The organism is Halorientalis litorea (assembly GCF_023028225.1).
Classification (GTDB): domain Archaea; phylum Halobacteriota; class Halobacteria; order Halobacteriales; family Haloarculaceae; genus Halorientalis; species Halorientalis litorea.
The window spans coordinates 106177-127909 of the sequence record NZ_CP095485.1 but is presented as its reverse complement, the minus strand read 5'-3'; the positions used below and the strand labels follow the sequence as shown (position 1 = coordinate 127909).

Annotated in this window: 13 protein-coding genes; 11 read left to right on the top strand and 2 right to left on the bottom strand. The window is 54.4% G+C overall.

Going from position 1 to position 21733, the window contains the following annotated elements:
- Positions 1-44: 44 nt before the first annotated feature.
- From MUG95_RS16700 to MUG95_RS16670, 7 genes are all read left to right on the top strand, one after another.
- Positions 45-743 (top strand): hypothetical protein, encoded by a 699-nt coding sequence (locus MUG95_RS16700; protein ID WP_247010754.1) that lies wholly within the window; start codon positions 45-47, stop codon positions 741-743.
- Entirely contained in the window at positions 736-4128 is a 3393-nt protein-coding gene (locus MUG95_RS16695; protein ID WP_247010753.1) for a coiled-coil domain-containing protein, read from the top strand. Before MUG95_RS16700 ends, MUG95_RS16695 begins: the two co-directional genes overlap by 8 nt.
- Positions 4121-6910 carry a DEAD/DEAH box helicase gene (locus MUG95_RS16690; RefSeq protein ID WP_247010752.1) on the top strand — a complete coding sequence of 930 codons (2790 nt, stop codon included), beginning with the start codon at positions 4121-4123 and terminating at the stop codon, positions 6908-6910. The genes MUG95_RS16695 and MUG95_RS16690 overlap by 8 nt, the downstream gene beginning before the upstream one ends.
- A complete protein-coding gene (locus tag MUG95_RS16685; protein ID WP_247010751.1) occupies positions 6907-9039 on the top strand; it encodes a hypothetical protein in 2133 nt (710 codons plus the stop codon). The genes MUG95_RS16690 and MUG95_RS16685 overlap by 4 nt, the downstream gene beginning before the upstream one ends.
- A complete protein-coding gene (locus MUG95_RS16680; protein WP_247010750.1) occupies positions 9036-12209 on the top strand; it encodes a PD-(D/E)XK nuclease family protein in 3174 nt (1057 codons plus the stop codon). Before MUG95_RS16685 ends, MUG95_RS16680 begins: the two co-directional genes overlap by 4 nt.
- Positions 12210-12281: 72 nt before the next feature.
- On the top strand, positions 12282-13517 hold the full coding sequence (locus tag MUG95_RS16675) for a DUF5797 family protein (protein ID WP_247010749.1): 1236 nt from the start codon (positions 12282-12284) through the stop codon (positions 13515-13517).
- A 312-nt stretch (positions 13518-13829) separates the two neighbouring features.
- Complete coding sequence (locus tag MUG95_RS16670; protein WP_247010748.1) at positions 13830-14858, top strand: Cdc6/Cdc18 family protein; 1029 nt, start codon at positions 13830-13832, stop codon at positions 14856-14858.
- 18 nt (positions 14859-14876) lie between these two features.
- On the opposite strand, the gene MUG95_RS16665 is transcribed toward MUG95_RS16670, so the two are convergent.
- Positions 14877-15563 carry an SOS response-associated peptidase gene (locus MUG95_RS16665; protein ID WP_247010747.1) on the bottom strand — a complete coding sequence of 229 codons (687 nt, stop codon included), beginning with the start codon at positions 15561-15563 and terminating at the stop codon, positions 14877-14879.
- Between the two features lie 311 nt (positions 15564-15874).
- The gene (locus MUG95_RS16660; RefSeq protein ID WP_247010746.1) at positions 15875-17191 is read right to left on the bottom strand and encodes an RNA-guided endonuclease InsQ/TnpB family protein; all 1317 of its coding nucleotides are present in this window, start codon (positions 17189-17191) and stop codon (positions 15875-15877) included.
- Positions 17192-17229: 38 nt separating this feature from the next.
- Here MUG95_RS16660 and MUG95_RS16655 point away from each other — a divergent pair, with 38 nt between their 5' ends.
- The 4 genes from MUG95_RS16655 (at position 17230) to MUG95_RS16640 (ending at position 21026) form a co-directional block, all read left to right on the top strand.
- On the top strand, positions 17230-17373 hold the full coding sequence (locus tag MUG95_RS16655; RefSeq protein ID WP_247010745.1) for a hypothetical protein: 144 nt from the start codon (positions 17230-17232) through the stop codon (positions 17371-17373).
- Between the two features lie 226 nt (positions 17374-17599).
- Positions 17600-18550, top strand: a complete 951-nt coding sequence (locus tag MUG95_RS16650) for a hypothetical protein (protein WP_247010744.1) — start codon at positions 17600-17602, stop codon at positions 18548-18550.
- Between the two features lie 2 nt (positions 18551-18552).
- Complete coding sequence (locus MUG95_RS16645; protein WP_247010808.1) at positions 18553-18858, top strand: DUF8156 family protein; 306 nt, start codon at positions 18553-18555, stop codon at positions 18856-18858.
- A gap of 2 nt (positions 18859-18860) precedes the next feature.
- Positions 18861-21026 (top strand): type B DNA-directed DNA polymerase, encoded by a 2166-nt coding sequence (locus MUG95_RS16640; protein ID WP_247010743.1) that lies wholly within the window; start codon positions 18861-18863, stop codon positions 21024-21026.
- Positions 21027-21733: the final 707 nt, after the last annotated feature.

Sequence of the window (21733 nt, the reverse complement as noted above, 5' to 3'; positions counted from 1 at the left end):
TCCAATTACGGGCCGGCATTCAATTGATCGCAGAATCTGGCCCGATGTCCAAGAAGGAGCTTACAGACGCACTGAGACAACGGAAAACAATCAATGCTGATGAAACCGCTACAGAAGGAGCAGACGATATTATCGAGCAACTTCGTGATGCAAATCTCATAAAAAATAGCGAAGAAGGGTATCGACTAACAGCTGAAGAGGAATTTAACGACAAGGGGGTCGTGTTAACTTATTCAGGTGAGGAAGTCGTTGGTGCAGGGGATCAGCGAGCTCAAGCAGACCGAATTCTTGCGAATATCATGTACCAACACCCGATGCTGCTCGTCCTCTCGAAATTCATCTACCGAAAAGGCCCGGTCAAGGACTACGAAGTGATGCGGGAATTTGATGGGGAAGCGTTCATTGGTGACAAGATGAATCAATTCACAATTGACATGGGCCTCGATCTTCTGGAAGATGCCGACGTTATTGAACCGGGTGATAATGGCTACATCCAAGGAAGATGGCCTGTCCGGCTCTTCGCACACGTTATCTACGAAGAATATTCGGATTTGATTGGAGACGGAGGAAGTATTCGAGAACCAGAACTCTTCGAGAGATTAGAAACATTATACGGGATCCCTCGAAGGACATTCGATAACTACATTAAAAGACTCCACACTGCCGGTATCGTTTCTGAAGGTAGCTACAAACAGTTGACGCTCAACGAAAGCGTACTTGAAGGAGCCAAAATCTATGAGTGAACCAGCAAGCAAATTCGACGAACTAGGGTTGGAACGAGACCCATTCTCGACCACTATCGCGGATGAGGAGATTGCGGCACAGTATAGTTTGGTCGGAAGAGATGATCAGGAGTATCGCCTACGTGAATTCGTCCAATCGGGCATTCGTGAGCCCGACCTCATGAAGCGTCGGCTGATTTTCGGAGAATATGGGACAGGTAAGTCCCACCATCTCATCGAGTTGCGGGACGAGGTAAGAGAAGGCGTTGAGGTCGAGGGGGAAACGTACGAAGCACTAGCAGTATACGTCGGCAACTTAGGCTTGAGTATTCGTCGACTGTATGAGAAAATTGTTGAGGAGATACTAGAAGACGAACCTAGACTTCAGGACTACGTAGAGGCACTTCCTGATGTCGAACCGGACAGTAGTGTCGACGAGGCCTATCAATATGAACGTCTGCAAGACAACGTTGCCACAAACCTTCGGAAAATCGTCACACACGCTAGGGAAGAATTAGGATACCGCTCAGTCTACCTCTTCATCGACGAAGCAGAAGATATTGAGGCAGAAAATGACGAGCAGAAGGTACAGCGGTTTATTCGCTCGTTCCTCCACTTTGTTAACGAATTGAACACATCCGGCCTACATATTCTCCTCGGGTTCTCTCAAGGTGCGCGAATGGCAATTACCCAATACGAGGATGACGACGACTCGCTGGGTAATGCATTAGTTCAAAGGTTCCAAGGAGACGACATTTATCTCGGCGATCTTACTGAATCGGACGTCAAGGAGATGCTAATTGACCGGATGGATGTTCACCGAACGTCTAACCGTGGTGAAATTTCACCGATTGTGGAGGACACTATCGATGTTGTAACTGAGGTTACGGGCGGCCATCCACGATCGATCCTTCAGATATACTCTGAGGCCCTCAACTACGCAGCGAAGGTAGATGCGGACAGGATTGATGGCGATGCTATCGTTTACGCTCTTAGAGATTTCACCTCTCTTGTGCGTGACGAGGATCTCCTAAGTGGAGAAGCACTCACCACACTCAAGAAGGGGCTCGAGGATGCACACCCGGACGCACGAGATGACTTCGAGCGTTTGGAGGGCCGCCTCATTGGAGAAGGAGATGCGATTCCAGAGAACTCCTTCTCAGACGGCGTTCCTGGCGCTCTCATGAGCCCGATTACTGTTGAGGGAGAGGATGCTGGCGAAATCCGCGTCCTTGAAAAGCGTGACCGACACGGCCGATACTATTACGTTCTGAGTGAAGAGGCCAAGGACTTCCTCTTCCGCGGAAAAGGTGACGAAGGTACGGAAATACAGAAGCTCGATCTTCAAGCAACCAATGCCCCAGATAAATACCAGAGATACCTTTCACGTGGGCTAGCGCTAGCGGTTCAATCGATGGGTAAAGGGAGCCTGCACAAGGATCCAGTCACCATCGCCTCCGGCCGGTACGAATACGCTCTTTACTTAATTGATGTTGATCGAGGGCCAGGAAAAGGAAAGCCAACTGTCGCCGTTGGGGTCTATAACGGTCAAGAGATCCCCGTAGAATTGCTCAAGCTCTACGTCGAAGCCTACCAATCCCGGGGGGCTACCTTCGGTGCGTTGGTGAAGCAAAATCAGCAGCAATCCGCGGAGGCGAATAAGTATGTTAACGGGCTAGACAGCGAAGAGCGACAGTTTGTCACCGACCGCATTATAGAAGTCAATCTCTCTACCGAACAACGTGATAACTTCATTTACGGCAGGTTGTTGGCTCTCGGTGATTCTGAGATTCAAGCTGAAGGAATGGTCGATGGGCACACGTTGATCTCTGAGATCGGCATTATCGGTGGCTTACAAGAGACCTTCACTGACACCATCCTTCCATTTCCTGACAAAGTCCATCGAAATGTGATTGATCATTTAGAAAAGAACGACGCCCGGGAGTTTACGATCGGTGATTTACAGGACGAATTAGAAATACAGAGCTATAATCTAAAATCCGACCATATGATCGGTCTCAAGGACCAGAATCTAGTAGCCAAATCTGGTCAACGGTGGATTTACCCAGATATTGAGAACGATAGGCCTCCTTGGTACGAGATTTATCGACGACTCAATGAACAGGGGGCGCTAACTATGGAAGAAATCCAAGCACAGGTCACTACGGATTTTGCCCTTGGATGTTCACGTGGTGACGAGAATGCGATGATTCAGTGGTATCTGGACCATCTCCAGAGACAGAACTACGTTGAGCCCACGACAGTAGAACGGGAAGGAGAGATTCACGACGCATACGACATAGTTAGTGTCGAGGACCAGTATAATGAAGCTAGGTCCCGGGCTCAATCTAGGCTGGATGCGGCGCAGGTGCTCTACGAAGAAGCGGTTTCGCTTGACGCCAAGAGTATCAATAGCTACAAGAACCGAATTGAGGACTACACCACTCAACTCGATCAGTTTGATGAAGTTTTCAACCCGACCCACAACGACCTGAACGAGGTTCGGGCCCTCATCGATGATATTGTGGGACTAGAGGAAGACCTGGAAGATACTGTCTCTGACCGCAAAGAGAAGATCATCGGTAACGCAGTTTCAGTTCGGGACGATATTGACGATCTTCGACGGAAAATTTCGAAATCTGATGTAGAGGGCTCATTCGGGTCTCAGCTTGATGACTACGATGACGAGTTGGGAGAACTGGATACGGAACTTGAGTCTCTCATTGATAACGAGCAGTATGAGCGGCTTGCGAAACGAACTGGGAGCATCGATGACCGGGTAGATACGATAGACGATGAGGTTGAGGAACTTCTGGGAGTCAAGTCGAAATGTACTGAGAAATACAAGCAACTCCGTGACATAGCGGACAGCGCGAAAGACCATATCGACGCTATTGCAGCAGACAACTCTTCGCACGCGGAACTAGAAGAGCAACTTGAGACAATTGAATCCCTATTTGACGATTACCGAGATCAGTTCAACAGTGGCGAATTCCAGGTTGCCCTCAGCACCCTCGAAGAGATTGAACCAGAGCTCAAGTCACTCAAAGATCAGGCACAAGGGATTGAGCAGCAGCAACAACAGTATCTAAAACAGCTCGATGACCTCGACCCGGAAATATCCGACGAGGAAGGGAAAGACCTGCTTGAAGAAGCACGGAAAACCGTAAAGAAGGGCGACTTCGCCACGGCGCCGACACTCATTGACGACCTTCGTGAACGTGCAAAAGGGCCGACTCGGCGTGAGCAATTTGTCGCTGCCTTGCGTGAGTATGATGGGAGTTTCACGAAGATCGTCACTGAGACAGACTTCAATGAGACAGAAGCGTTTAGTCAACTCAAAGATGTCTACTCGGACTCTACGAGTGACATCGAGGACATAACGGTCGTGATGACCAATGAGTAATGCAGCGATGGGACAGCATGAGCACCTTGATGCTGTCAAGGAGATGTGGGAGGTTCTAGTTGACGGGGAAGACCATGATGACCTCCAACAGCATGTCCTTAGATGGGTTGATAATGCTTGTAAGCAGCAGATCAACGCCGGTAACTACGATTCTACGGTAGCACTGTCCGACCTGTTCGATCGGTTTCACCGAACCTTCGTACTCGGTGAAAATGAACCGGAGACTGGCGAAAATATCGATATTACCTACGTATTCCCTGCTCAGCTAACTACCAAAACGGCCAGCCAGCTACTCTTCCAACACGTCATCGACAAACTTGTCGAAAGGGATGTCTTACTCTATGTCTACGACAAACAACGCGTTCGGAGTCGTGTAGCAGAAGTCACTAGGTACTTCGCACTACTTCGCCAGCGGTTCGCTGACCAAAGTGGATTTGAGCATGCTCCCAGTCTCACGAAGATGGTCAAGATGGACATACAGTCCCGTGAGAAGCCTAAATGGGGCGACCAAGGAATTGACTTGGGTGACAAAATTAGAGAGATTTTACAGCGCGCAAGCACCGGCGAACCTGCTTCTGAGTTTGGGTCTGTCGGGCGTACAGACTGGCGAGAGGCCACGAATGATGCGCTCACCCTGATATACAGGCTTTGTAAGCGCCGGGGTATGACCGGGTTAGCTGCATTCCAGGGGAGATCCCTCGATGAACTCTATCGCCGGGCAGTTACCGAACGAAACGAAGAACGGGCCCACGTTATTACCGCGAGCACCGGCGGTGGTAAGACAGAGGCCTTCTTGTTCCCGATACTCGCATACAGCCTGACGGCGAACCATGACAACATTCGGGTAGGCGGTGTTGACGCTGTTCTTGCATACCCCCGAAAAGATCTGTGTGATAACCAGTTTGAGCGCATCGTCGAGTATCTATACGAGATTGAACAGATTATCGCTGCTGACGACGAACTGCCCTATGATTCGCTCCCGATAACAGTTGCTCTCCAACACGGTAGTGCAAGCCAATCCGAGATCAGTTGCCCCGTTGACGGCTGTGATGGGGGAATGCCGACCGATGAAATGGTCTGTGACAAGGATCCCGCGCATAAGGCTGACTTTGCCCGATCAGATAAGGGAGCCACAGCCGACATCATCGTAGTCACTCCCGATACGCTTCATCGACGGTTGATGGATCACCGGGGCTACGATCAGTTCTGGAAACACGCGTCACCTCCAAAGTTCGTTGTCCTCGACGAGGTTCACGTCTATACGAACCAGTACGGAATGCATGTCGCAAACGTAATGCGGCGGTTCCAAGCTGCGATGCGTGAAGTCGATCCTGACCAACAACCCAACTTGGTTGCCTCCAGTGCAACAATATCAAACGCTGAACAGTTTACAGAGGCAATATTTGGGGCGCCCAGTGCTAGAGAGATCACTCCCCGAGGGAAGAACGAAGACATCCCATGGAAGGAGACGAGTAAGGAATTTAGAAAAGAGAGTGAGATTGAAGAAATCGGGTGGGAATATCTCGTATTTATAAAGGCTACAGACCCCCGAGAGGTCCAGGTTCCACAGGGTGAAGCAAAGTACAAACCTCGGCGTGAATGGGGACCAGAGGACTTCGAAGAGACGAACGTAACGAATCTCTCGTCCATGATTCAGGTCGCCTTCACGATGTACCATACGATCCTCAAACAGGAGTCTGACGAGGGTCAACTGAAGAACAAAATTCTGGGGTTCGTTGACTCGATCGATTCCGTCAAAAGACTAGGTGATTATATCCAAGACGCAGAGTCTGGACGAGGTGTCGAGGGTCAGGAGTTATTTACTCTCCGTACCCCTGATGCTTTCCTGCGAGACGAAGATGAACCAGGGACGAATCCAGACTGCCCCAAGCACCAGTTCAGATCGAATGCAGCATCCCATGAACGGGCGGTCTGTGAACCACTTCCTCCGAACAAGAACCTGAATCCATGCCCGGTCTATGAGGCAGGTGAGTGCTGGTGGACGATGACCGACGAGCTTGACCTTGAGCCGATGGATGTCTACCTGCACAAAAGTGGCCGAACCGAGACTCCGGACGGGACCCGCGTTGAAGACGACAATTGGGACCTTATGGTCACTACTAGCGCACTGGAAGTTGGGTTCGATCATCCCGGCATAATTGGAACCTTCCAGTACCGAGCACCGATGAACATCCCCGGATTCGTACAACGGAAAGGGAGAGGAGGTCGTGATCCTGATGATCAACCAATCTCAGTAGTCGTTCTCGGGTCACGTCCTGAAGACGCATTCTACTTCCACCATGAAAACCTGCTCTCTGACCCAGATGAGAGGTACCTCGAAATCAATCTGGATGAAGAGAACAGGTTTGTTCGAACAGAGCACCTCGTCTCTGCCATCTTCGATTACTTGAACGTCACTGACAACGAAACCGCGGACGAGATATACCGAAGATTAGACATTGAGGAGTTAGACGAGAAATTCACACATGAGCAGGATGAGATCGCTAACTGGCTCCGCAAGGCGTTCCCGATGGTGCCCGAGGAGCAGATTACCGCCGTGATCGATGAAATTGGAGACTACATCAATCTAACACAGGCCCCGTTAACACCTGCAAGTGTAGGTGGAGGAGACATCCAAGAATTCTGGGAGGCAGCACGCTTCCCGAGAGGGACTCGTCAGGCCGATCTCGAGGAGAGCCTTGATGATCTGAAGTTCAAGCGCCGACTGTTCCAAGAGATTGCGGCGGGGAATCTCGACTTGGAGAACACTTCCAACAAATGAGCGATCAAACTCCTCTCTCGGAAGCAGATGACCTAACGCAAGAAGAGCGATTGCTGGCTCGACTTAATGGCCTGATTCAATACCAATCTGACCTACTCGATAAGGTCCAGCGCAATCGTTTCCGTCCATATTGCCATATACCAGACCTCTTCGAACTTGATCCAGAGGCAACAAGGCCATTTAGCGTTCCTGGTACGTTTATCTCTGAGCAGGTCGGCGGTAACATCAGTGTTGTCAACGCGAATGGCGGCTTTTTGGCGAATGAGCCGCTTGATCTTATGTTGGGGAGCTTTCTGCCCGGCGGCTACAAACGCCGATGGGAATTCGACCTATGGACTGGCGATTTCGGGCCTTCATCGAGAAGAGGATTTGCAGATATTAACGACGGGCTGCGCATTCGAACATCCAGCCAACTGTCCGAGATTCTCCCACAGAGTGAAGAAGAGCGGTACACACCGTTTGAGCACCCTGTAGATGAGGTAAGCGTCTACATTCCCCAACAGTTCATCGTCTGGAATCCGAGCGTGGGTGAGAACGGAGAGCATACGCACTACTATTGGGATTCTGCGAACGGGGTTGTAAGGAACCAGAAACCAGAGGACGTCCCAGAAGAGGAGCTCACGACGCTGAAAAGTGATCCGACCTCGCAGTTCCTCTGGTTTAAGCACCCCCTTGGACGAGGCGACAGTCCAGAGTCACTGGATTTGTCGACGATGACCGGTGGCCTTATTGAGCAGGGAGAGTTCAACAGCGACGCGACATTTCTTAAATCGTACTATGCAACCCTGTTGACGTTATACGGCGAAGAGAGGACATTCTCAGAGGTAATTCGCTATCGTCACGGGGAAGATGACGCCACTGCATTCGTCGGTAGCCGTGAGGAAAGCCAGGTTCTGATGTTTGATATAGACCGGTCGATAGTCACTGAGTTACTTGACAAAGTCTTCCAGAAAGAAACGCCACTTTTCCGAGACCTCCAATTTTCGCTCTTATACCGTCGATTATGGGATCGCCTGTTCTTCCAAGAGGAGGCTCTCGAGCACGCATTTAGCGTTACCCCGTTCTATCGTGCCCTAATTGCGGTCGACTACCTCTTTTCGATGGGGTCTGACGGGCCAGACTCGCTATTTGAGGCCAGTGTTAACGACATTGAAGCACGTCTTCCGAGCCTCTTACCGTCTAGGGACCGGCGGTTAGGGTTGCTTGATTACGATGACGGGGAAATCTCGACTTATGAGACGCTTCTGGATGAATATGGAGATTCGTTGGAATCCATCATTGAGGAGTGTGCTGACGGCGAGTCAGTGAGGCAATTTGCTGAGCATGTCTTTATCCATTCACTCAAACATGGACTTGCTTCGTGGGCGGCAGAATACAGTGCCGGAGGTGGTGACTTCGAAGCTTGGTATGACGTGAACTTCGTAGAGACGAGCGGCGAAACCGTTGAGATCGGTCTCTATGATTCAATTCAAGGCGGTGCTGGTGTGAGCCGTGAAGTCTTCGATGACTTACGCGAGCTATCCGATACTGAACTGCTAAGCGGGCTTGCTGAACAGTCGAGCTGCCATATTGGTGCTACAGAAGAGACGTTGGTTTCCTTGCTGAAGGAATACTCTGGAGAGTACGTGTTTGACCTCGCCCAAACGAACGAGATTGCATCTGGGCGCGACGTACCCGAGTTCAATGATGTGTTTCAGGACCTTGGAGTCGACTTCTCGTACGCTCGGTACGATGACGTCAAACCGCTACTTCACCGACGCCTTAACCGAATTGCCGAAACTCGGGAAATGGCCCGCTTCTATAGCGTTGTTGCTGAGACATATACGACAACGAAGGAACAACTAAACCGCACACCACGGCCGGTAGACTTAGTATTTGCTTTGGAGGACCGAACGTTCTTCGACACCCGGGTCAGAGAAACGTATCGTCGGTTTGCGAATAGACGTTCCCAGCGCCGCGATCTCAGTGAGTTGGCTGAACGAATAGAAGAGGTAACCAAGCAGTGTATTCATGCATGCCCGGACTGTCTAAAACGGGATTCCTGCACACACCAGTATCGGTATCAAGAACAAATGCTCGACCGCCGTCTCCTCGCACGCGCACTAGCGGTACTTGATGGAGGCAAATGAAGATGATCTATCCGATTCAGGACATCGTTGACGACGAGACGCACTATGGCCAGGAAGTCACTATCCGATGTACAGTCGTTGGTGACCCAAGAAGAGGGCAACAAGGCGGAGACAAGACACTGTATCCAGTTCGGGTGTCTGGTCAGTTCGAAGGTGATGCCTTCCTCTCGATCTGGCATGAGGATCCTGCTTGGACGGACTCGTTCGGGCGAACCGCATCGTATCTTCGTGAAATAATCGACGAGGTGCCTTTACAGCAAGACGAGTCGGTCGTCGTCAGGGGGATTCCTAACACACACAACGGCAAGTGGTATTTCAACGTCACCGGAATCATAATCCGAGACCCGGATACCGCAATCGGCAAAAGTGAGATGCGCTCCGCTAGCGAGTGCCCCCGTATTTACGACCTTCTCTACGAGAAGAACGTATATTCACCCGGTAGGTACGATCTTTCTCCCGGAGCAATCAAAGGTAGAATTGTCCACACATTAGTAGAACACGCCATCGAAGAAGGGGGCAAAGGTCAATTCAAAGGTGGATGGTCGGAAGCTCAAGTTGAGGCGTCTCTTGAAGAGCTAATTGAGTCAGAGTATTCTATCGAGATGGCTCTGTGTCGGTTGGCATGGGTGAGCCCCAACCGAATTCGGGAGAACGCGTTAGATGCTGCTACTCGTCTTCTGACAGACGACGAATTTACAAATCGAATCGCTTCAGCGACAGACGTTAGTGCAGAAGTAGGCCTATCTGCCTCTGTCGGCTTTAATGGCCGCGTTGACCTAATCATCGATGGGACCCCCTATGATCTCAAAACCAACTACAAGCTGACCGATAAGACACGGAATCATCACCGATTTCAGCTCCGGGTCTATCTCCTAGCATTCCTCCTCGAAACTCTTGAGACGGGAGAGCGTCTTCATGATCGAATTGACAAAGGGGTCGGCGGCTATCTCGTGTATCCGAACCTTGCGAACGAATCGAGCGTCGTGTTGGAAGAAGTCGAATTGCGGCGCCGCGATGTAGAAGACATTCTTTCTCTCCGAAATGAGGCATCTGTTCTTCGCGATGGATTCGGTGTGCCGACGACTTACGGTCGGGATTGTACTGGCTGTACGTTCAAGTCACCGACAACCGACCAAGAGGAAAATGAGATTCTTCCATCACCTTGTCAATACTACTGTCAGTCTGAGCGCCGTTGGCCGTGCTTTGAATCAGACGATGAAGGGAACATCATATCCCAGTGTCCGCTTTTCGACGATTGTGACCAACGACTCGAATTCCGAGATCCCGCTGTCACCGACCATTACACGGGGCTTCGTCAGGGACTGAACACTGAGCGAGACCATCGGAAACGATTAGGCTACGAACTTGAGCAATTAGCTCCAGAAACACTGTCAGAGGCAGGGTTACGAATCCCTGATCTCAAGCTTAACGCCTTAGAGGGCCAACGAAGGATGGTCTTCACGTCAGATGCAGGGCTAGTTCCGTCCTTTACCCCAGGTTCGGGCGTACGTCTCATGCAGACCGGCACAGAATACTATCAAGAAGCCACATACTATGGCCGGGTTGAGAACAAGTATGTCTTCCAGCTGAAATCAACGCCCAATTCGGCCTTCCTTGATCCTACGGAGGCGTATGAAGCCGTCCGTACCGTCGCCGCTGATTCTCTACCACGTGAGCTGTTGTCACAACTGGACTACGCTCAGCGAGGAGAGGTATCACCCCTCCTTGAAACGACAGGAAAGGCCGGCGATAACGAGGACAGTCTTGACCCTTCGGACCTAAATTCTCTTTCCGAGTACACCGACGCAAAGGAATTATATCTGGATGTTCCAGTCCGTCGCGAGCGGACTACGCTCGTTACTGATATTGTTACAAAACTTGCCACGCAGCAGTATCCAAGCCCCGCTGGTGGCGAAGAGATACCTGACGATGAACAACGCGCGTTAATCCTCTGTACGCGGCCTGAAATGACCGACTCGGTCGAAGAGCGACTTTCATCAGTCGAAGGGGCGACTAGAATGGACGGATTCGCTGGTGGAGCGACGACGGGTCTTACTGGAACGTCTGATGGGCACGAGATTTATGAGGGGCTTCGCGACGCATCTGTCGTGGTTTCATCGGCACGCTATGCGCTTAGTGAACAGGTATTCCACGCTATGCGAGATGGTGATGAGTCGGTTCGGCCCCATACTGACAAATTCTTCGACACGATCGTAATTGTGGGTGCGGAAAGTCTTGCAGAACCCCAGTTCCATTTCCTCCAGATTCTCGGCGATCGAGTAGCGGCAATTGGTGACACTCGACGGTCTGGTCCTGAGATTGTCAGTGGGGAGGCTAGAGAGGCCCGTCTTGACGAGGCGTATTTTAACCGTCTATACCGGCGGTTCGCGAATGTTGAGAGCGACGACAGTCAGAGCATCCAGGTGAAAGCAGAACTCACTCGTACAATGCAATCTGCATTTTCGGGGCTGGAACTTGACGCTGAGACTATTGACGGAAGTTTCGAATTTAGAGATACGGATGGACCAATAGCAACGGCCATCGGTGAAACCTCACTAGAGTATCAAGTACCAACATCCACTGAAGAAGACGAAACCCGCTTCATCCGGCTGGAACCAGTCGAACAAGTTGATGCAGTCCATATCTCTCAGTCTCTACAACAACTTAGAACCCTTGACGCGAGCGCACTAACGTTCGGCGAGACATACACAATCCAGGACATCAGATTCAAAGTCCGGACCAGTAATCCTATTGATAGCGATCATCATCGTCTGAAGGTCAGTATCCCCGTACATGCGACACCATACCTCCATCAGCGCCTGACACAGAATAAAGCCGAAGCTGAAAAGGTAGCTGAAGTTTGTACAAACGTCTCTCCAGATTTGGTTGTTACTCCCTTTGTCGCCCATGCAAATGCCATTCGAGAAGAGTTAGAAGAAATTGGGAAAGACATAGCGGTTCGTCTCCCCGATCAGCTATCTGGAGCTCATGTAGACTCAGCTGTAGTCAGTCTCGCCGTTACAGGCGAAGAACGAGTGGTCACTCCGCCCGTGAGTGATATTGAGCAACTCTACACCTGCTTCAACTGTGCACAAGACGTTACATTAGTTGGCGATCGAGAAACTTTGGAACGGAACTCACTCATCAGCCGGTTGATTGAATCTACCTGAGCGTTTACCGGCACGAATACCAATAATGTACGAACTGGATCAGAGAATAACCAACCGATACACCCGAAAGCTATGATTCCGACAGACGAATTCTATGACAAGCCCGAGGTAGAAAGGCAAGAGCTTGTGGACGCGGGCCACGTCGTGACCGACGGCAAGATTGCAGAAACAGTACCTTCAAACAGACGTGGCGGAATTCACGTTTTTGAGGAACCAGTCACCGATCTCGTTGTCGATCGCCTCAAGGGTGCCCGATACACCGCAAATGAACTCGCTCCAGACTTCCCCATCGACAAGGAAGAGCTAGATGATTTGTTCAATTGGATGAAATATGAGCCAATGGACCTTCTTACGGACCACTTCGGTGTACTAAGGGTCGTGGATACCGAGGGCGCAGAATATGTCTATACTGTAGAAGCAATACCATTTTCGGCACGGTGTATCGACCCAACTCTAAGTGGATACTTGTTAGACGCTAACGATCGATGTCCGATTTCCCGTCCTGAAATCACAACGAAGCGCAACTCTACTTCTCGGGATAAATACGTAGATCAAGCAATCGATTACTGGGGAATCCCAGAAGACGAGATAACGATGGATCTCGATGATCAAGTCGGATTCGCAAAATCCACCCTCGGACCTTTGCCGGTTATTAGCGATTTGTCGGACGCAGAACGCGTTATAGAGCGATTCCAGAGCACTGAGGACAGTTACCGCCGGAAACAGCATACAGTCCAGAGCGTTAAAAAGAGCATTAGCTTCCACAAATCTCGTTGCCGGCGCAATCCCTCACTAGGTGCATTTCAGTCGTTCAGTCTATTTTTGATGGATGTCAGCGAATATTCATCAATTGAGAACGACAGTCAGATACGGGAGTTAGTTACGCAGGGAGGACAGGTTCTCTATCGGTGCCTGTACGGGAATCTTTGGCCAGGCGGATCAACCGCTTGGCGACCGTTCGAAATCACGATTCAGGACAGAAGTATAGATACCTTTGACCGTCGAGTAATCGATATTGTAGAGCAACAACCCACATCAAACGGACAATTATCCGACCGTTGGGGTTTTTCAGATGGGAGAGAGGTCTGGGATTACCTTCAGTCTGAACTCAGTCAGTATGTAACCCGGAACACCGACAAATTCGCTTGTGCAACCGAATCAGCCCGTCGTTACGTAAGTGGACTCGAGCAAGACGGCAAGATCGCTCTCAGTAAAGAGCCTCCCAGGATCCCAGGTAAAGGAAGAATCACCCTGGCAGTCACAGACTCCCAGCAAAATGATACCAGCGGCGTTAACTGGAACAGGTGATTGTGGGAACTTCACTCCCCGGCCTTTCTTCCTAACAAAAACGCACACTTCGTCGATTTAGACAGGTCTAACCAGATCGAGGGCAACCGTATCGAGCGCTCTGGCGAAGTGCTCAATAGGCCGGCGCATCGTCTATTGTGTCATCTCAATTTCCCGCTTAAGTCGGCTGAAAATCGTGTTGACCAGAGAAACGCCTAAATTGCGAATAACTACCAATAGAACGCAATCTTCGAACCAATCTCCTAGGCAAGAGCGTTTCCGGAAACACCCCGGTTACACTTTTATGACCAGAAAGTAGTCTACCAGATACAGATGATCCGCGATGCTCGCGTACTCCGCGCTGGGTTCGTCCCTCGGGAAGTTGAGCATCGCGACGCCGAAGTCAACCACCTCTCCAGCGTTCTCGAACCCATCACGAACGGAGAACCAGCCGACACAGCTATCGTCACCGGACCCAGCGGGACAGGGAAGACGTGTATTTCGAAATTCGTCACGGAACGACTTCGAGAAGAGGTCCTCGATGTCGAGGCCACCTACGTCAACTGCTGGCGTAACTACACCCGATTTCGGACGCTCTACCAGATCCTCGACGACCTCGGCGCCACCATCGACATCCACCGGCAGTCGACGCCGCACGACGAACTCGTCGACCGCCTCCAACAGCACGACGGCCCTCGAACCGTCGTCATCCTCGACGAGGTCGACCAGCTCGAAGACCCTAGCGTCATCTACGACCTCCACAGCCTCCCGCAGTTCGCGATCATCTGCATCGCGAACAAGGAAGAGGAGCTGTTCAGCCGCGTCGACGACCGCCTCGTGAGCCGCCTGCGCTCCAGCGAACACGTCCGGATGGACAAGTACCACGACGAGCAGCTGTACGACATTCTGAGTGCGCGGGCGAAGTGGGGCCTCGACGAGGACGTCATCACCGACGACCAGCTCTATCGTATCGCCGACGCGGCCGCCGGCGACGCCCGCCTCGCAATCGGCATCCTCCGAACGGCCGCCGGCAAGGCAGATCGCGAGAACCACGAACGCATCACCGACGACATCCTCCTGGACGCCGCCGAGGATGCTCGGGCCCAGATCAAGCAGAAGAGCCTCGACTCGCTCACGCCGCACCAGCGCGTTGTCTACGACATCATCCGCGAGCACGGCCCGGTCGGACCGAGCGAGATCCACGAACACTACTCCGAAGAGGTCGATGACCCACGGACGAAGCGGACTATCCGCACGTACCTCTCGAAGATGGAGCAGTACAACCTCCTTGAGGCGGAGGGAACGAGTCGGGATCGAGAGTACTCGCTCGTCGATTCGGCAGCGGCGTCGCCGATGCAGTGACCGTAAGCCCGTCAGCTATCAGGAACTGAACTCGCCGAGGCCAGATTGCTCGTGGTCTAGCGGCTCGATGACCTGGGGATCGTCGTTGCCGGGGTTGTTAACTCGCGTCGAGATCTCGTAGGCGTCGAGATCGTCATTCGGATACGGCTGGCACAGTTCCTTGCGGGTGTTCGGGTCTGCGGTGAGCCAGTCGGACTCAGCGTCCTGTGGGAGGACGACCGGCATCCGGTCGTGGATGGAGTCCATCAAGTCGTTCGGCTCCGTCGTGAGAATAGTGACGCACGAGATCGTCTCGTCGTCGCCCTCCCAGACGTCCCAGAGCCCGGCCATCGCGAAGGCAGGGTCGTCTTCACGGTAAATCCGGTAGGGCTGTTTCGACCCGCAGTTTGGCGATTTCCACTCGTAGAAGCCCGATGAGGGGACGAGACAGGGGCGCGATTCCCATGCCCTCTCGAAGACACGTTTCTCGTCGGCAGTCTCGGAGCGAGCGTTGATGATGCCCTCCTCGGGCTCGTCCGCCCAGAACGGAATCAGGCCCCAGTGGTAGGCGTCGATCTCGCCTGGAGCCTCGTTCGTGATGATGTGGAGGTCGTCGCCAGGCGCGATGTTGTATCGTGGTGTATACCCACCATCCGTGACGACCTCGGCGTCGAAGCGGGCCTCGAGGTCAGCCTGGTCGATGAAGAGCGAGTTTCGGCCACACATACAGGGAAATTCGGGAGGAGGCATCTTCAACGTGGTCGCGTGGAGCCTCGTCAGCGCCGATATTCTTAACCAACAAACGGCCCAAGAAATTCGGCGTGTTGGTTAACTGAGCGGCAGCGGAAATAGTCAATCGTCCGCAGAAACACGACGACCGAGAGCGGGCTACCATCTATCTCGTGGCTTTCCTGAAACGCGGAAGCGCCACGGCGAAGTGTATCGGGACTGTGGACAACTAGTACACTCGCCCAGATCGCGCCCATTGACATCCTCCCATCCTTAGGGGAATGGGATTCCTCCGGTGGGGATATTGGCTATGCCGCACCCACGGAGGCAAGTTTCCCCGTGCGGGTACTCCGGTTTGTGCGCTCCTCGTTGGGACTGGCCCTCTCGGGAGAGCGTGATAACTCCGACCAGATATGGTCGTCCCACTTGAGGCGCACAGGCCGTGCCATCGACCCGACGTCCAGATTCACGCCAGCCTGTCGTTCGAGGAATGTCCGTGACGCACCGAGGTCGGCGTGCCCCTCGTAGCCACACGAACAGCGGAACACGTCGCCGTCCCGCTCCGTCTTCTCTCGTTCGCCACACACTGGACATTCCGCCGTCGTGTATGCTTCTGTGCGGACTTCGACCGTGATACCGTACTCCTCGGCGGTCGTGGCGAGACGATCGATGAACGAGCGATACGCCCAGAACTGGTGGGTTTTCTCGTTCACTTCCGCGCTCCAGTAGTCCACCAGCACGTCCGTAAGGTCGCCGACGTACACCGTATCGACACCTTCGTCGTATAGTCGCTCGATCAAATTCCGCACGAGAGCGTCTTGGGCGTGGTCGCGGCGGCGCGTTCGCTTGCGGTACAGGGATCGAATCCGCTGGCTACTGTTTCGGCCCTCTTGGAGTTTCGATTGGAGCCTCGCGATTTCTTCGGTGGTTTCACGGAAGCGGGCGAAAAGGTCGCGTCCCTCGTAGAGATACTGCTGGCCGGTGGTGGTGGTACAAGCGACGAGGTTGTTCGCGCCTACATCCAGAGCAGCCGATTCGTCGGCTAGTGGTGAATCCTGTCGAGAATCCGGGACAGTGACAGGTTGAATGGCTCTGAACGTGTCGTCGATCTCGTCGAAGTACAGTTCCAATCGGCCCTGTTCGCCGTCCCACTTGGGAGCGCCGCAGACTTCGAGCCGCAGGCGGTCGTAGTAGCCAAGTCCGTACTCATCTTTCAGGTCTTGGCCGACCGGGATTTCGAGGCGACTCCGTTCACCAGTTTCGATGGTGTAGGAGTCGTTGCGGATGTACGTCCGCAACTCTCTACCGGCTTCCTCGTTGCCCCAGTAACCGGGAGGGGCTGTGTCCTCGCCATCTTCCCGGGCGGCGAAGAACGACCGCCACGCCTCGCTGTTCTTACGGATGACTTGTTGGGCAGTAGCGGAGCCGAGGATACCGACGTACTGTTTGCGGTAGTCGTCAGTATCCCATACGGAGTTGCCGTCGAAGAAGTTCTGGCGGCGCTCGTAGTTCAGTTCGTTCCAGAGGCTGGCGGAGGCGTCCAACAGCTCACGGAGCAGTTGCTCATCCTGCTCGGAGAGCGGTCGCACCGCGAACGTATTGGTTCGCCTCACGACAACAGACATTTGTTCCTGAATGTCTAAATGTCTTTTGGACAAAAACAATGCGACCGAACATCGACATCTCGCACACACTGAATGGGCGGGTGAAAGACTACGCCGAACAAGAGGACAAGGACCTCGAAGAAGCCTATCAAGAGATTATTGAAGCCGGTCTAGAGGCGGTGGAACATGCAGACAAGCCGTAGCACCTGGATTGTCGGGCCGTATTGTCGCTCAGACCCAACCTGAAAGGTTGGGGCCACTTGCTACGAACTATCCGAACTAAGGTCATTCTGGAAGCCTTCTCGGAAACCTTCAGACGATCGCCAAAAGCCAGCGCCTGAGTCCGATGTACCGCATTACTCAGTCATTCCTTGGAAATGCGGAAGCGACACGCCGCGGCTTATCTGGTACGTGGCCATCTACGGGAGTATGCCCGACCGGTCCACATCGACGTCGAACCGATTGGCAGTAGACCAGCCAACACGGAGCGCTGACCGCAACCAGAATCTGGCTAATCAAGCCGATCCCGCGACGGACGGAAAGCTGCTTCCCTCCCTTGAGGACGGTATCACACTCCTCGATGTCGAAGGTGATCGGGGTGTTCCGATTCTTCAGTCATTGGTACTCGATCATCTCCTCTTGCACGACGGGCCCGCTTTCTGGATTGACGCAAACGGCCATGCGACGACGACCACGCTGACGCAGATAGCCCCCAGTCAACGGTTGCTCAACCGAATCCATGTGGCACGCGGATTTACCGCCTATCAGCACTACGGCACGGTCTGTGATCTTCCAACAGCGGTGAACAAGTCGATTCGGACGTCCACCGCCGATTCAGGCGCGGCCGGTCGACGGGCACCAGGTCACGACGAGGACACGTCGCCCCACACGCCCGCCCTCATCGTCGCCCCGGCCGTCGACGCCCAGTATCGCACCGACGATACCCTCGGCGAGACCCACGCGAAAACCCTCCAAGCCCGCACCCTCGCCAGGTTAGCGACCTACGCCGATGGGTACGACATCCCGGTGCTCGTTACGCGAAACGAACGAAACGAATTCACCGAGCCAGTCGAGACGGTCGCGGACCACCATCTCGAGTGCGAGCAAACTCGGATGGGCCCACGAGTCGTCGGCGAGGACTTCGAGACGCTCGTCTATCCCGTCGACGACGGCGCGTACTACCAGACGACGTTCGCGTACTGGCGGCAGCTGCTCGCGTCACGCGCCACGCAAGTCGGCGTGGAACCGACAACGCCGACGCCGTCGACGCCGACCCCGGAGGGTGTCGGGACGGGCGTCACAGCTGACGGTGAAACGGTGGCGGCAACCGCGGACCCCTTGCTCGATGCGTGGACGGCGACCGGGACAGGAGGCCGATAGCGATGGGGCGCACGAACCCGACGTACCGAGATGCGCTGCGGGCCATCGAAGAGCGGTGGGCGGAGTTCCGCCGGGCACTGCGGCGTCGCGACCAGCCGCGCTTCGACCGGCTGTTCGAGTACGCCCGCGAGCACGCCGACGCGAGCGGGCTGTTGAACCACCAAAACCCGCTGCTGCCGGCGCTGCTCAGCATCGATCTCGAACAGGAGGGACGCCTCGACGATCACGAAGAGCGCCTCGAGGAACTCGAAGCCGCGGTCGCAACAAGCGATGACCAGGAGAGTGCCCCACCGGACGCGAACCCGTGACGATGCCGTTCAGTATCGACTTTCTGAACGACGGCCGCGTCCTGGAGTGGGAGGCAACCGCCGACGGCGCCGTCGCGACCGAGCGCGATGACTACACCCCACGCTTCTACGTCGCCGCTCGCGACCCAGCGTCCGACATCGACCTCACGACGCTCCAATCGGTGTACGACCAGCACCCGGATGTCGTCGCGACCGAACTGGTGGCGCGACGCCCCGGCTTTCGACGAGACGAGGAGGCCGTTCTCGCTGTCGACGTTGCCCACATCGATCGCGTCACTCCACTCGCCCGGCAGGCGCGCCAGCTGTCGGACTATCCAGTCGGGGATCTCGCCTGTTTCAACGTGGACTTTTCGCGAGAGTTCCGGTACTGTCTGGAGACCGGCGCCGATCCGACGCCGGCGAGCGAGCTGTCGACGCTCCGGCTCAGTGTTCCGGTGACCGAAACGAGCAACGACGTCTACGAGGAACTATCCGTCGCTGGCGACACCGTCACCGGCTCGCCGACGGATATCCTGACCGCCGTCCAGGGGGCGCTCGAAGCGCACGATCCAGATGTCCTGGTCTGCTCGACGAGCGAGATCGTCCCGACGCTGTACGAGATGGCGACGGACGCCGGCGTCAACGACTTCTCGCTGAGTCGGTGGCCGGACGTCGACTACCAGCAGCTCGCGAGCCGGTCGACGTACTCAAGCTACGGTCGCGTCGGTCACTCACCGGCGCGGTACAACGTGCCCGGCCGGGCGATCATCGACGAGTCGAACACGTTCTTCTACGGGGAGACGAACCTCGACGGCGTCCTCGGCCTCGTGTCGCGCTCGAAAAAGCCCGTCCAGGAGCTCGCGTGGGCGTCGATCGGGAACGTCCTCACCGCGATTCAAATCTGTGAGGCCCACGACCGCGGCGTCCTCGTCCCGTGGAACTCCTGGCGCCACGAGTTCTACAAGCCGATGGGGACGCTCCACGACGCCGACCGCGGCGGCTTCATCTTTGCCCCCGAGGTCGGCCTTCACGAGAACGTCCACGAACTCGACTTCTCCTCGTTGTACCCGAACATCATCTGTACCCGGAACGTCTCACCGGACGTCATCCGGTGTGACTGCCACGGCGACCGCGACGACGTCCCCGGGCTCGAATACTCGATCTGCGACGACCGGGGCTACCTCGTCGATGTGCTACAGCCAATCATCAACGCACGCGACGAGATCAAGGCGGCCATCCGTCGTGAGAAGGAACGGGACGATCCCGACGAGGACCGCCTGGCTGAACTCGAAGGGCGGTCGGGAGCGCTAAAGTGGATCCTCGTCGCCTGCTTCGGGTATCAGGGGTTCAGCAACGCGAAGTTCGGCCGCATCGAGTGCCACGAAGCGATCAACGCGTTCGCTCGGGAGATTCTACTGACGGCGAAACAGCGACTGGAAGCTGGCGGCTGGCGCGTCGTCCACGGGATCGTCGACTCCATCTGGGTGACGCCAGACCCCGACATCGACGACGAGGATCGCGAGAACCTCGAGACGCTAGCGACGGAGATTACGGAAGGCGTCGAAATTCGGCTCGAACACGAAGCCCACTACGACTGGGTGGCGTTCGTCCCGCAGCGCGAGAGCGACGCCGGCGCGCTGACGAAGTACTTCGGGAAGGTCGCCGGCGACGACGAGTTCAAACTGAGAGGGATCGAAGCCCGGCAGCGCTCGACGCCACCCTTCATCGAAAGAGTTCAGCGAGAGTGCCTCAATCGATTCGATGCGACTCGGTCACCGGACGCGGTGCTCGGATGTCTTCAGGATGCAATCGACCAGCTACACGCTGGTCGGGTCCCGATTGAGCAGCTCGTCGAACGGAATCGTGTATCCAAACCACTCGAAGGCTACACCCAAAACACGCAGAACGTGGCGGCGCTGAAGCGCGCTCGTGACCAGAACCTCGCCATCCATCCGGGACAGGACATCGAGTACGTCGTCGTTGACGATGGGAAGACCTCGCGAGAGCGGGTCGCATTGGCTCACGAGGAAGTCGAGATGTACGATCCGGACTACTACGAGACGGAACTCATCAGAGCTGTCGAGGGCGTTCTCTCACCATTAGACAGGACCCGGTCAGACATTCGTCGAGCGCTCTCGGAGACACGGGCGCCAGAGCTGACAGCGTTCATGGAGTCGAAAAAGAATTAACCAACATAAAGGCGATTGGCCGGAGAACGTTGGTTAATCACCGAAAAGACGAGTCGTGAACCCCCACACCCCGTGTGCGATATGAAATCCGGAGAACGGTGGGAGGGGGTAATCACGGAGAGCTGCGTCGAAAGTACCGTATTAACCGATTTTACGGGATAGAGAAGACGAGAAGGCACAACTGACGGAGGACTATGTTTCAGGGAAACCTTTACATAGCCACTCTGTCAACCGGAACCGTAGTGGCCCTAAGGTCGGTCGAAACGAAACAGTATATTTCGTGACAAGACCGTGTTCTTCGGCGAGTTACTCGGAACGTCTACTGGCCTGTTCCTCCGTTATCTCGGCTGATCGTGGCTTATCTCTCCGATATTGGGTGATCGCCAGCGCTACTCCGGCCACACCCCTTCGATAAATTCATCTCGCACACGGGGTGTGGGGGCGGGTTACCGTGAGTGTCCCACCTCCCACCGACCTCGTCGATCTCATTCGACTCATAATTCCGTCCAGTGTTTCATCTCGCACACGGGGGGTAGGCCCATCGACGGTTGCTTTCTCTGACGAAACGGCGGTCGCTATCCTCGACGTGTACCTGATTTCACTTCGCACACGGAGGGTCTCTTCGAGCAATTGATTTCGCCCGCGGTTCATGGTCTTAACCGCACACCCTCTTTGAAACTGCCTCTATCGGCTGAATACAGCTGATT

Bases quoted from the DNA above. Each gene is read 5' to 3' on its own strand.
- MUG95_RS16685 (WP_247010751.1), top strand. From the start codon at position 6,907: ATGAGCGATCAAACTCCTCTCTCGGAAGCAGATGACCTAACGCAAGAA.
- MUG95_RS16665 (WP_247010747.1), bottom strand. From the start codon at position 15,563: ATGTGTGGCCGAAACTCGCTCTTCATCGACCAGGCTGACCTCGAGGCC.
- MUG95_RS16660 (WP_247010746.1), bottom strand. From the start codon at position 17,191: ATGTCTGTTGTCGTGAGGCGAACCAATACGTTCGCGGTGCGACCGCTC.
- MUG95_RS16650 (WP_247010744.1), top strand. From the start codon at position 17,600: ATGCCCGACCGGTCCACATCGACGTCGAACCGATTGGCAGTAGACCAG.
- MUG95_RS16680 (WP_247010750.1), top strand. From the start codon at position 9,036: ATGAAGATGATCTATCCGATTCAGGACATCGTTGACGACGAGACGCAC.
- MUG95_RS16645 (WP_247010808.1), top strand. From the start codon at position 18,553: ATGGGGCGCACGAACCCGACGTACCGAGATGCGCTGCGGGCCATCGAA.
- MUG95_RS16675 (WP_247010749.1), top strand. From the start codon at position 12,282: ATGATTCCGACAGACGAATTCTATGACAAGCCCGAGGTAGAAAGGCAA.
- MUG95_RS16695 (WP_247010753.1), top strand. From the start codon at position 736: ATGAGTGAACCAGCAAGCAAATTCGACGAACTAGGGTTGGAACGAGAC.
- MUG95_RS16655 (WP_247010745.1), top strand. From the start codon at position 17,230: ATGCGACCGAACATCGACATCTCGCACACACTGAATGGGCGGGTGAAA.
- MUG95_RS16640 (WP_247010743.1), top strand. From the start codon at position 18,861: ATGCCGTTCAGTATCGACTTTCTGAACGACGGCCGCGTCCTGGAGTGG.
- MUG95_RS16700 (WP_247010754.1), top strand. From the start codon at position 45: ATGTCCAAGAAGGAGCTTACAGACGCACTGAGACAACGGAAAACAATC.
- MUG95_RS16690 (WP_247010752.1), top strand. From the start codon at position 4,121: ATGAGTAATGCAGCGATGGGACAGCATGAGCACCTTGATGCTGTCAAG.
- MUG95_RS16670 (WP_247010748.1), top strand. From the start codon at position 13,830: ATGATCCGCGATGCTCGCGTACTCCGCGCTGGGTTCGTCCCTCGGGAA.